The 12,738-nt window shown below is 35.7% G+C and carries 12 protein-coding genes and 1 pseudogene; 1 reads left to right on the top strand and 12 read right to left on the bottom strand.

The window, feature by feature from the left end:
• Nucleotides 1–17: 17 nt before the first annotated feature.
• Nucleotides 18–881, bottom strand: a complete 864-nt coding sequence (locus BQ5371_RS06625; RefSeq protein ID WP_071133064.1) for a nitroreductase family protein — start codon at nucleotides 879–881, stop codon at nucleotides 18–20.
• 145 nt (nucleotides 882–1,026) lie between these two features.
• Nucleotides 1,027–1,782 carry a P-loop NTPase gene (locus BQ5371_RS06630; protein ID WP_071133065.1) on the bottom strand — a complete coding sequence of 252 codons (756 nt, stop codon included), beginning with the start codon at nucleotides 1,780–1,782 and terminating at the stop codon, nucleotides 1,027–1,029.
• 109 nt (nucleotides 1,783–1,891) lie between these two features.
• On the opposite strand from BQ5371_RS06630, the gene BQ5371_RS06635 reads away from it, so the two are divergent.
• Complete coding sequence (locus BQ5371_RS06635; protein ID WP_071133066.1) at nucleotides 1,892–3,100, top strand: S66 family peptidase; 1,209 nt, start codon at nucleotides 1,892–1,894, stop codon at nucleotides 3,098–3,100.
• On the opposite strand, the gene BQ5371_RS06640 is transcribed toward BQ5371_RS06635, so the two are convergent.
• From BQ5371_RS06640 to rpsU, 10 genes and pseudogenes are all read right to left on the bottom strand, one after another.
• Nucleotides 3,090–4,013: a YitT family protein gene (locus BQ5371_RS06640; RefSeq protein ID WP_083377465.1), complete on the bottom strand. Its 924-nt coding sequence runs from the start codon at nucleotides 4,011–4,013 to the stop codon at nucleotides 3,090–3,092. The genes BQ5371_RS06635 and BQ5371_RS06640 overlap by 11 nt on opposite strands.
• Nucleotides 4,014–4,082: 69 nt before the next feature.
• Nucleotides 4,083–6,713: a pyruvate, phosphate dikinase gene (gene ppdK, locus BQ5371_RS06645; protein WP_071133067.1), complete on the bottom strand. Its 2,631-nt coding sequence runs from the start codon at nucleotides 6,711–6,713 to the stop codon at nucleotides 4,083–4,085.
• 41 nt (nucleotides 6,714–6,754) lie between these two features.
• Nucleotides 6,755–8,188, bottom strand: a complete 1,434-nt coding sequence (locus tag BQ5371_RS06650) for a glycine--tRNA ligase (RefSeq protein WP_071133068.1) — start codon at nucleotides 8,186–8,188, stop codon at nucleotides 6,755–6,757.
• A 19-nt stretch (nucleotides 8,189–8,207) separates the two neighbouring features.
• Nucleotides 8,208–8,945, bottom strand: coding sequence for a DUF4342 domain-containing protein (locus BQ5371_RS06655; RefSeq protein WP_071133069.1), 738 nt, complete (start codon nucleotides 8,943–8,945; stop codon nucleotides 8,208–8,210).
• Nucleotides 8,945–9,715 (bottom strand): DNA repair protein RecO, encoded by a 771-nt coding sequence (gene recO, locus BQ5371_RS06660; protein ID WP_071133070.1) that lies wholly within the window; start codon nucleotides 9,713–9,715, stop codon nucleotides 8,945–8,947. The genes BQ5371_RS06655 and recO overlap by 1 nt, the downstream gene beginning before the upstream one ends.
• On the bottom strand, nucleotides 9,716–10,612 hold the full coding sequence (gene era / locus BQ5371_RS06665) for a GTPase Era (RefSeq protein ID WP_071133071.1): 897 nt from the start codon (nucleotides 10,610–10,612) through the stop codon (nucleotides 9,716–9,718).
• Between the two features lie 7 nt (nucleotides 10,613–10,619).
• Entirely contained in the window at nucleotides 10,620–11,189 is a 570-nt protein-coding gene (gene cdd, locus BQ5371_RS06670; protein WP_083377466.1) for a cytidine deaminase, read from the bottom strand.
• A 5-nt stretch (nucleotides 11,190–11,194) separates the two neighbouring features.
• Nucleotides 11,195–11,671 carry an rRNA maturation RNase YbeY gene (ybeY, locus tag BQ5371_RS06675; RefSeq protein WP_235821180.1) on the bottom strand — a complete coding sequence of 159 codons (477 nt, stop codon included), beginning with the start codon at nucleotides 11,669–11,671 and terminating at the stop codon, nucleotides 11,195–11,197.
• A 17-nt stretch (nucleotides 11,672–11,688) separates the two neighbouring features.
• Nucleotides 11,689–12,357 (bottom strand): annotated as a pseudogene (locus tag BQ5371_RS06680) (PhoH family protein); the annotation flags it as partial.
• A 117-nt stretch (nucleotides 12,358–12,474) separates the two neighbouring features.
• Nucleotides 12,475–12,654 (bottom strand): 30S ribosomal protein S21, encoded by a 180-nt coding sequence (gene rpsU / locus BQ5371_RS06685; protein WP_071133074.1) that lies wholly within the window; start codon nucleotides 12,652–12,654, stop codon nucleotides 12,475–12,477.
• Nucleotides 12,655–12,738 lie beyond the last annotated feature (84 nt).

The following is a 12,738-nucleotide window of genomic DNA, read 5'->3' on the forward strand; positions in this document are numbered from 1 at the left end:
CCATAAAATAATAAATTTTATATTCTGCACTTAGCTACATATTCTGCATTCTCAGGAAGTTTTAAGTCTCCTTCCCACTTTTCAAATGTCCAATTAGGAGCATCTTTTCTTGTAGCAGATAGAACTGCATAAAAGTCGAACATACAGATACCGTAGTTAAGATGTGCATCATAATCACCTGTGAGCTCATCTTTTAGCCCAATTAATGCAACCTCCGCGTCGTCAACTATAATTCTATACGGCTGGCGATTAAAGAAAGATTGTGAACGACTTGCTGCCAAAAGAGCATCTTCAAGCCCTGTATATAGCTCGCTCTCATCAAAAAGTCTTCCATATGACTTATCAAAGATAAATTCACTCAAATCGATCTTTGGTGCAGCCTTTGATTCCGTTTCAACCATCTTTACATGAGATGGATTCTTTATATCAAGTCTTTTCTCAATTTCCTGTTCCTTGCCGTATCCAAAAGCTATCAGGGCGGCAGGTACCTTATTCCCATTAATATCAAGTGCCTTGTTCAATGCTTCTTGATTAACAATTGTCATCCAGCAGGTATCAAGCCCTAGCTCTGTGCATTTTAATGTTATTCCCTGCCCAATATAACCAGCATTTTCTAGATAGTGCTCGCTTTCATCGGATAAGACCAAAACATACTTTGGTGCTTCCACTAGGAAGCCATTATATCCAGCAGCATTTATCATTCCATGATATTTACTTCCATCAATTATTTTTATTTCTATATCAGCATTTGTAATGCCTTTAATATCCTTAAAATACTCTTCAAGATTAGCAATCATATCATTGTTAACAGGCTTATCCTCGTATTCCCTTACAGAATGTCTTTTGCTGACAATCTCTTCATAATATTTAACTATATCCATATTGCTCCTCCTCAACTTATTACCTATACAGATTGTAGTATAAAATTGTGAACAATTCAATATTCATATCGTGTAATTTAATGATACTTATATCTATATATTGTGTTCAATATGTGTTTTATAAGTTTATCTCAATATTTACTTCTTATATCTTATTCTTGTCCTTAATTTTTATATAATTGATATATCTATTTATCATTTTTTTAAAATTATTTGCTATATATGAATTTCTTTTTAAAACAACCGGAATACCCATATTCATTGACATTCTTATATTAATATCTGTCTGCACTATGCCGAGCATCTTAGATTTCATTCTGGAATCAATAATCTTTGGTGTGAGCTCTAGATTTTTATCCAAAAGGTCATACATAACATTATTCAGAACATAATACCTACTTATAGCAAATCGCCTAATAATATAATCTTCCATGGCATCTGCATCTCTAAGCGATGATGATTCCGGTGTTAAAACAATAATAATATCATTAGATGCTTCTGCAATATCCTCTATCGCACCGCCAATCCCAGGAGGTGAGTCTATTACCACAAAATCGTATCCATGCTTAGAAATTAACAAATCTACTAAGCTATGAATCCCCTTCCTAATCACCTTATCAGAATCTATATCCTGACAACCTGGAATAATTCCAAGATTTTCATTGTATGCGGGGCGGATAATGGTATCATCTATGGTTGATACTTCCTTAATAATATCACACACATCAAAAATCGAGCGGTTCTCAACTCCCGCAGCTAAATCAAGTGACCTAAGCCCTGTATTCATATCTATGAGGGCTGTTTTATATCCCTCATTTGCAAGCATTTCAGCAAAGTTAAGAGAAAACATTGTTTTCCCAGTACCACCTTTGCCTGACGCCACCATTATTACTCTGCCCAATATGCCCTCCATAATTTCTTGTTTAATCATTATAACAGAATTTATTCGTTTTTAGCAAAAAACTATGATAAACTTTAGAATATAAATTAAAAAAACTTAAGGAGGAATTATGATTTATCCTAATTTTATAAAAAAAGACGAGATTATTGGAATTTGTGCTCCAAGTGCGGGAGTTGGTGGTAAAAAAGAATCTTTTGACTCATCTATAAAAACTATAAAATCGTATGGGTTTAAAATAAAAGAAACTGAATCTGTTAGAAATGATAGCGAGCCATCGGCAGACGCAAAAATTAGAGGCAAAGAATTTAATGATTTAATAAAAGATAAAAGTGTTAAGATGATAATGTCTGCTTCTGGCGGAGATTATAATATTGAGATGCTACCTTTTATAGACGAGGAAGCTGTTAAGGCTAATCCTAAATGGGTTATGGGGGCAAGCGATCCTACAAATATCTTATATTATCTGACAACAAAGCTTGATATAGCAACTCTTTATGGACATAATGCAGGAAGCTTTGATATTCTTCCACTTCATGAATCACAGCTTAACACATTTAAAATTATTCAGGGTGATTTGGTTAAGCAAAACTCATGCGATAAATATGACGGAAATCCTAGTTATGACAAGGAAATGATTGATTATAATACTGATGTTTATTGGACAGCACTTGCTAAGTCAAATTCAAAATTAAATACAAAGTTAAATTTTGATGATATTAATATTATTTCAAGCGAAATGACAATTGAAAAGCAAGGTGACGAGATAAATCACGAAATAAATGATGATATATATAAAAGCTTAATAAAAATCTCAGAATATAAAACCCCTGCCAATATACGCCATCTTATACCCGCAAATGGTTATGGTGAAGCAAATACTCTAGAAGTAAGCGGAAGGCTCATTGGTGGCTGCTCTGACTGCATACTGAATTTAATAGGAACTCGATATGACGGGACAAGAGATTTTATAAATAAATATCATGAAGATGGTATTATTTGGTACTTTGATCCTTTTATGACAAGTGCTCCAGATTTGTACAGACTGATGCTTCAAATGAAATACTGCGGATATTTCAAATATACCAAGGCGATCATCTTTGGCAGAATTATGTTTAAAGAGGGGTCCTCTGATTCAGAATTTATAGAAAAGATTACAAAATGTTTTACAGAATATGACTCAGGCGACGGATATGTAATACCAATTATATGGAATGCTGATATAGGTCATGTTAAGCCTTCATTTACATTGATAAACGGAGCTATGGCAAATCTGAGATGCCAAGGTGGAAATGCGAGCATAGAAATGTTTATTCGATAAAGTCTTTTGTAAGGTGCCTTTTGAAATTACCTGATATTCCCTCTCCCTCTGTATATATCATAAATGCAGAGGGATCAGTTTTTAATACGATATTTTTTAGCTGCGAAATCTCATACTTGCTTATAGCAGAAATCAAGATGTGAACATCTTCATCTGTATAAGAGCCTTTACCATTCCATGCAGTTACACCTCTACCTAGTACTTTATTTATAGCCTTATCAACCCCATCTACCTTTGTTATTATAATGACCTGAACATTGATATTTTGAGTGTGCATTTTATCTATGAATACTGCCTTGATGGCTGCATATATAAATGAATAGACGGCAACTTGTACATCAAAGGCAAATAAGCATATCCCATATACTATGAAATTGATGTAGGTGTTTAGCCTACCTACGCTGGCGTCAGTATTTGTCTTAATACGGCACATAGCTATAATATCAGCTCCTCCGCTTGAACCTCCGCCTCTCAGCATCATGCCTGTCCCTATTCCTCCAATAACTCCCCCTACAATGCAGGCAGTTAGAAAATCATCTATCTTAGGATTCGTAGCTACCGGAATAAATGCAAGGAAAATGGAAGAAAGAGTAATTGAAACTATATTATTAAATGTAAATTTTTTTCCTACAATTTTATTTGAATAAATCAAAAGAGGAATATTTAAGAGTAAATTAAATATTCCTGTAAAATCAATCCATGCGGGCATCTTAACCCCAAGTCCCATTATCATAAATGCTCTTATAAGCTGTGCTATTCCGGTAAATCCACCATTATATAAGCCTATAGGAGCAATTATGAAATTGACGCTTGCTGCGAAGATAAGTGATCCCATGACAATATAGATATAGTCTATTACAGCATCATAATTGCCTTTTCTATCAATTACATATAAATCTCTTGGATTATTCATGTCTTGAAAATATCACTTATTAAATATTATTTCAATATCTTCTTGCAAGATTTATTTTGTATTTCCTTTTTAATTCTTATTTTCTGAATTTCTTAGCGTTGCCTGTGCAGCTGCAAGTCTTGCAATAGGAACTCTAAATGGTGAACATGATACATAATTTAAACCTGCTCTATAGCAGAACTCTATAGATTTAGGATCTCCACCATGCTCTCCGCAGATGCCTAGCTTGATGTTTGGACGAGTCTTTTTACCGCCTTGAACTGCAAATTCAACAAGCTTACCAATACCATGCTGATCTAGGCTCTGGAATGGATCCTCTTCTAAAACACCTCTGTCCACATATTCACTTATTATCTTACCTGTATCATCACGGGAGAAACCGAATCCCATCTGGGTTAAGTCATTTGTACCAAATGAGAAGAATTCTGCATCTTCAGCAATTTCATCAGCTAAAAGTGCTGCTCTAGGAATTTCAATCATCGTTCCTACAAGATAATCGAGCTTTTCGCCTCTTTCCTCAAATATCTTCTTTATTGTTTCATCTATCGTCTTTTTAACCTGCTTTAACTCGTTAGGAATACCAACGAGAGGAACCATGATTTCAGGCTTGATGTCAATGCCGGTTTCTTTCTTTACATCAAGAGCAGCATTGATTATAGCTGTTGTCTGCATCTCCGCAATTTCAGGATATGTTACTGCAAGTCTACAGCCCCTGTGTCCTAGCATTGGATTGAACTCGTGGAGCTCAATTGTCTTCTTCTCTATTACTTCCATAGGAATATTAAATTGCTCACAAAGCTGTTTTCTCTCTGCTTCATTATGTGGCAAAAATTCGTGAAGAGGTGGATCAAGAAGTCTTATAGTAACTGGTCTTTCACCCATTACCTTATAAATTTCTCTAAAGTCCTCTGTCTGATATGGCAGAAGTCCTTTTAATGCCTCTCTTCTCTCTTCTTCAGTATCAGCCAAAATCATTCTTCTTATCTTTGGAATTCTTTCATCTTCAAAGAACATATGCTCAGTCCTGCAAAGTCCAATACCCTCTGCTCCAAAGTCAACAGCCTGCTTAGCATCTCTTGGATTGTCAGCATTTGTCCTTATTCCAATCTGCCTTATATCATCAGCCCAGCCAATTACAGTTGCAAAATTTCCTGAAAGCTCTGGTGGAATTGTCTTAATTTCTTCGGCATAAACGCTTCCATCCGTTCCATTGATTGAAAACTTATCTCCTTCTTTATATACCTTTCCTGAAACCTTCATAGTTCTTGATTCTTCATCAACTATGATAGCTGAGCAACCAGCTACGCAACATTTACCCATACCTCTTGCAACAACAGCTGCATGAGATGTCATACCACCTCTAGCTGTGAGTATTCCCTCAGCTGCAACCATTCCAGCAAGGTCTTCAGGAGAAGTTTCCTCTCTAACGAGAATAACTTTCTTTCCGTCTTTCTTCCATTCAGCAGCATCTTCAGCATGGAATACCAATTGTCCTGTGGCAGCTCCCGGTGAAGCTGGAAGTCCCTTTGCAATCGCCTTAGCCGATGAAAGCTCAGCTGGATCGAAGTTAGGATGAAGTAGCTGATTAATTTGATCTGGCTCTATACGCATTATCGCTTCTTCTTTGGTAATAAGTCCATCATTTACCATATCAACTGCAACCTTAATAGCAGCTGCAGCAGTTCTCTTTCCAGATCTTGTCTGTAGCATGAATAATTTACCATCTTCAACAGTAAATTCCATGTCTTGCATATCCTTATAATGGTTTTCAAGAATATGTGCAACCTCATCAAATTGCCTATAAACATCTGGAAAAGCCTCTTTCATTTCAGCTATTGGCTGAGGGGTTCTTATTCCAGCTACTACATCTTCACCCTGTGCGTTAACAAGAAATTCACCAAATACTCTATTCTCTCCATTAACAGGGCTTCTTGTGAATGCTACTCCAGTTCCGGAATTATTTCCAGTATTACCAAATACCATAGACTGAACATTTACTGCCGTTCCTAGGGAATCAGGAATATCATTGAGCTTTCTATATAAGATGGCTCTGTCGTTATTCCATGAACGGAATACCGCATTTATTGCTTCCATAAGCTGATCCATAGGATCTTGAGGAAAATCTCTTCCGAGCTCTTTTTTTACAACCTTTTTATAACCGTCAATGATTGCTTTTAAATCTTCAGTAGTTAGGTCAACATCAAATTCAGCTCCAACTTTCTTCTTCTGTCCGTCAAATACTTCGTCGAATTTCTTCTTGTCGATTTCCATAACAACATCGCCGAACATCTGGATAAATCTTCTGTAGCTATCATATGCGAATCTATCATTTTCAGTCTTTTTTGCAAGTCCTTCTACCGAAACATCATTAAGTCCGAGGTTAAGGATTGTATCCATCATTCCCGGCATAGAAATTGGTGCTCCCGATCTAACGGATACTAGCAATGGATTTTTATCATCTCCAAATTTCTTTCCAGCTACCTGCTCTAGTTCTTCAAGATGAGCATAAACATCTTTGATAATTTCATCGTCAAGCTTTCCCTTGTCTGAATAAATTTTGCAAGCCGATGTAGTGATAGTAAATCCAAAAGGGACAGGAAGCCCAATCTTTGTCATCTCTGCTAGGCCAGCACCCTTACCTCCAAGAAGATTCTTCATGTCTTGAGACCCTTCATTGAAAGAGTAAACAAATTTTTCCATAGTAATAACCTCTCCTTAATGTTAAAAAATTTTAAAAATTATTAAAAATTAATTTTTTCTTCAATATATTCTCTAATACCCTCAAGAGGCACTCTTACCTGCTTCATTGTGTCTCTATCGCGTATAGTGACTGATTGTGTTTCATCTGTGTCAAAGTCAACGCAGATACTAAATGGCGTGCCAATTTCATCTTCTCTTCTATATCTCTTTCCTATAGAACCTGATTCATCGTAGTCAACGCTGAAATATTTGCTTAGTTCTTCATAAATTGGCATTGCTGCATCAGATAACTTCTTAGAAAGCGGAAGAATGGCAGCCTTATACGGTGCAAGTGCAGGATGTAAATGCATGACAGTTCGTACATCTTCCTTGCCATCATTTCCCTCTAGCTTCTCTTCTTCATAGGCATCAATTAAAAATGCCAGTGCAACTCTATCAGCTCCAAGAGATGGTTCAATGCAATAAGGAATATATCTCTCATTGGTCTCTGGGTCAAGATATGACATGTCCTCACCTGAGTGCTCCTGATGCCTTGTCAAATCAAAGTCAGTTCTATCAGCAAGTCCCCAGAGTTCACCCCAGCCAAATGGGAATAGATATTCAAAGTCCGTCGTTGCATTGCTATAGTGAGAAAGTTCTTCAGGTGAATGATCCCTCATTCTAATATGATCCATATTCATTCCTAGGTTTTCTAAGAATTTATAACAATAGTCTTTCCAATACTCAAACCATTTAAGGTCCTCACCAGGTTTACAGAAGAACTCAAGCTCCATTTGTTCAAACTCTCTAGTTCTAAATGTAAAATTACCTGGCGTTATCTCATTTCTAAATGACTTGCCTATTTGACAAATTCCAAAAGGTAGCTTCTTTCTCGATGTTCTCTGAACATTTTTGAAATTAACAAATATGCCTTGAGCTGTCTCAGGTCTTAAGAAAATCTCAGATTTGCTATCTTCAGTAACACCCTGAAATGTTTTAAACATAAGATTGAATTTTCTTATGGAAGTAAAGTCAGTCTTTCCGCAGTCAGGACATGGAATTTTATTATCTGCTATGAATTTTTCTAGTCTTTCATTATCCCAGCCATCACAGCTTGACTCCTTGCCATCTCTATTAAGAAGAAAATCTTCAACGAGTTTATCTGCACGAAATCTAGATTTGCAATTTTTGCAGTCAATTAAAGGATCTGAAAACCCGCCAACATGACCGGACGCAACCCATGTCTTTGGATTCATCAAAATTGCGGAATCCAGTCCTACATTGTATCTATTCTCATTTACAAACTTTTTCCACCATGCTTTTTTTACATTGTTCTTAAATTCCACACCGAGTGGACCATAATCCCATGTATTTGCTAGTCCTCCATAAATCTCAGAACCGGGGAATATAAACCCCCTTTTTTTGCATAGGGAAGTTATCTTGTCCATCGTCACTATATTATCTTTATTATCTTTCGTGGCACTCTTGTTAGACATAACGCTCCTTTATAAAAAACTACTTATGATCATCTAAATCGATACCATTCTCATTAGCTATCTCTTCAATAACCTCATCAAGCTCGCTTAACTCTTCCTCTGCTTCTTTTTTAGCTGGTTTTAGCTTCTTCTCGATAAATTCCTTACCCTTGTTTTTAATTTCTTCTAGGTTTTCAGAATCCTTTATCTGTTCAAATTTCTCACCTGCAACATCTCTAATGCTCTCGAATTTGTCTCCATAATTGTCTTTAAAATCTTCGATTGCACCCTCAGCCTTTTCTTTTAAGTCTACAAATGTTTCCTGACCTTTGCCATAAACATCTTTGCCTTTTTCTACAGCCTTATCATAACCGCTCTTAACCTTGCCATTAACATCTGTAGTCTGTCCCTTATCATTTACAAATTCGATGTGGCAGTTAAAACCAAAGGCTGCTATAGTTCCGAAGATAACGCCCCATGGTGCAATTACGGCACCTAGGACTCCAACCGTAAGAGGTAAATTCAAAATTACATCATCATCTTTCTTGATGATAATTCTTGACATATTACCTTTTTCAGCTGTTTCTTTAACCTTATTAAATATCTTCGTCTTTACATCTTCTTCGTAGTTTTCGCCATCTATATTTATCAATTCTTCAATTTCTATGATCGCATCAACTACGCTACCATCGTTATGTTCTAGAGCTTCCTTAGCTTCTTTATAGCTAACTCCAGTCCTATCCTTAACAATTTCAATCTTTTCTAATGTAATTTCCATTATTTACCTCCTAATTTAGGGCTACCCCATTCCTCATTCAATATATCAACATCTAAGTAATATCCGACATATGAATTGAGAATCTGCTTTAATTGCAAAATAAACTGCCTCTTTAGAGAAATTTTTAAAAACTTGTTCATTCGATTATTTGCAAAATAATCTATAGTGCCAATAATATCAAAAGTCGGTCTAAAAATCAATCTATCACCAGCTTCTATGGTTTTAATATTTGTACATTTATTGCATAAACCGCCACCTGCTTCAACTGAAAAAATATAATCCAAGCCGTCTATTTTTTCTCCACAGTTAACACATTTTTTTAGCTCCGGCATGATGCCAAGATATTTTAAGCTTTGAATATAAAAAGATAATAGAATTGTATCAAAATTATCATTTGCTTTTGAAATTACTTCCAAAAATTCTATTGATAAATCAAATATCTTTGGGCTAGGCTGTTCTTCCTGAATAATTTTTTCTAAATAACTTATCATGTCGGAGGATGCCATAAAGCGATCGAGCTTTTCACCTATTGAATAATGACTCTTTTTAAGGTCACTGCCATTTATATTGTAATAACTGCCTTTTTTATATAATTCAAAATCAGAGTATGCAAACGGTCTAAGTGCAAGTGCAGATTTTCCCCTTCTGCCTTCATTCATATTAGTTCCAGCACTTATCTTCCCATATTTCTTTGTAAAAAGGACAATCATTCTTCTATTATTTGCAATTTTATGCTGTTTCAAAACGATTGCTTCAGTTTGTACAATCATTTACTCATCCTTAAATCCTAAATTTTTTATCATGGTATCCGAATTTCTCCACTTGTCCTTTACCTTAACCCATAGATTCAAAAAAACCTTTGTGCCGACAAGCTCCTCTATCTCAAGGCGGGCAGACTTTCCAATTCCCTTTATCTTCCTACCGCCCTTACCAATTATAATACTTTTATGTCTAGGATTTTCACATATAATAACTGCACCTATCCTCGTAATTGAATCCCCCTCATCATATTCTTCTATCTCAACAGCCACTCCATGTGGAATTTCCTGTTCAAGATACATAAGGATTTTTTCTCTTATTATCTCACTGACCAAAAATCTCATAGGACTATCAGTGGATATGTCATCAGGAAAATACATAGGTCCATCTAACATATACTTTTTAAGATTCTCGATAAGCTCACTTACATTTGTACCATTTAAGGCCGAAATTCCAAAGACATCATCGAATAAATCTTCCTTCATATATTTTTCATATATGTCTATATACTCCTCAGGACTTATAAGATCAATCTTATTTATTATTAGAATCCTCGGTACCGATATATCTTTCATAAGGCTTATCATATGCTCATCTCCCCTGCCAAATGGTTTACTTCCATCTATGACAAGCAAAGCAACATCAACGCCTCTATATGTGTTTATTGCGGTTTCATTGATTGCATTTCCAAGCTTGTTCTTAGGCTTGTGTATTCCCGGCGTATCGAGAAAAATCATCTGAACATCCTCTGTACCCTTGCCTATCTCAGTATATATGCCCTTTATTCTATTTCTTGTAGTCTGTGCTTTCTCAGATGTTATTGCTATCTTTTCTCCAAGAATCTTATTGAGCAGGGTTGACTTTCCTACATTAGGTCTTCCTATGATGCCTATAAATCCGGATTTCATTTACTACTTAACTCTCCATTTTCTTTAGTTCAAATGCGTGAGGAAAGAGGGCTTCCAAATCATATTCTTCAATTTCTCCATTTTCACCCTCTACGAATATCTTTATATTATCAATTATATCATTTTTAACTTTTTCAACTTTTGTATCTTTTGTAACTTTTTTTGAACTTTTACTCTTTGTAATATTCAGTGTGTTTTGGATATTTGGGGTATTTTGCGTATTTTCGATATTTTCGGTATTTTCGGTATTTTCGGTGTTTTTATTATACCCCGCAAATTCCGACATAACCTGCCTGCATATCCCGCAGGGAAAAGCCCTAGGTGTATCTGCTTTTATAGCAATGGCTTCTATCACCTTTGCTCCATCATAAATTGCCTTAAATATGGCAACTCTCTCGGCACAAATGCTCGCACCATAACTTCCATTTTCTATATTTGCTCCTGAATAGAGTTTGCCATTATCTGCAATAAGGCAGGCACCCACATGATAGTTAGAATAAGGTGCATATGAATGTTCTCTTGCTTTATCAGCGAGGTACATTAATTCCTCTTTTAATGATTTTGAAAAATCGCACATTTCCTTTACCTTTCAAGACCTATTTTACGCATTACATCTTCTTCTTTTTTTCTCATAATCCTTCTTTCATCATCTAGCATATGGTCATACCCCATGAGATGAAAAAGACTGTGCACAAAAAGATATACAAATTCTCTCTCTATTTTATTTCCATATTCCCTTGCCTGTACTTCTGCAATTTCATCGCATATTACCACATCTCCAAGCATAATAATCTCGGGCTTCTTAGCAAGTTCCTCTTTAATCTCTTTGATATTTTGATATTGTGGAAAAGAAAGCACATCTGTAGGCTTATCAATTCCTCGATACTCATTATTAATCTCTCTTATTTCACCTTTGCTTACTATAGTCAAGCTGATTTCAATTTCTGATGGCTTAATATCCCCAATTTCATCTTCCAATGCAAGTTCCGAAGCCTTTTCAAAAATATGCCTAAGTTCTTCGCTTATTTTATTATCCTCATCTATATAATTTAGAATCATATCTAATATATCACTTTCTAATCTTCATATTTGTTATAGGCATTTATTATTCTCTTGACTAGCTCATGCCTTACGACATCGACATCGGTAAAATATACAAATTCAATTCCCTTAACTTTTTTTAGAACCTTAGAAGCTTCTATAAGTCCAGATGCCTTGCCTTTTGGAAGGTCTATTTGAGTAATATCGCCCGTTATGACGACCTTTGAATTATATCCCATTCTTGTCAAAAACATCTTCATCTGTTCTCTGGTTGTATTCTGTGCTTCGTCTAAGATTATAAAAGAATTGTCAAGCGTTCGCCCTCTCATATATGCGAGCGGTACAATCTCAATAGCACCCCTCTCCTCTAACCTTGAAGCACCAGCACTACCCATTAGCTCATTTAAAGCATCATAAAGGGGTCTGAGATATGGATATACTTTTTCCTTTAAATCTCCCGGCAAAAATCCAAGGCTCTCACCTGTTTCAACAGCAGGTCTCGTTAAGATAATTCTTGACACATCCCTATTCCTAAGAGCATTTACCGCTAGTGAGCAAGCCAAAAATGTCTTGCCAGTCCCAGCCGGACCTATGCCAAAGACCATGTCATTGTCTATTATTTTATTTACATACTCACCCTGCCTATCAGTTCTCGCCCTGAGAGGCTTACCATCATGGGTATAACAAATTATATCTCTATATTCTACCATCTAATTCCTTATTATATAAATATTAATGATTTTCTATTTACAAATTCTCTAATAAAAAAACTATCGCAAACAAAAGTAATACGATAGTCTATATAATTCTATTCATCTATTTTAGAATTTTCTTGCCTTCTTTCTGGCTGCTTCAGATTTCTTCTTGCGTTTAACGCTAGGCTTTTCATAATGCTCTCTCTTTCTCAGCTCAGACATAACTCCGTCGCGAGCACAAGATCTCTTAAATCTTTTGAGTGCACTTTCAAGGCTTTCATTCTCTTTGACTATGATTTGTGCCATTTTCCCATTTCACCTCCTGCCTTAGCTCGAATATCGCCGAACAATTAGTTCACGCGACGCCAGTTATTATATCATTCAATACCC

This window comes from Alterileibacterium massiliense, assembly GCF_900104645.1.
In the GTDB taxonomy this organism is placed as follows: domain Bacteria; phylum Bacillota; class Clostridia; order Peptostreptococcales; family Anaerovoracaceae; genus Alterileibacterium; species Alterileibacterium massiliense.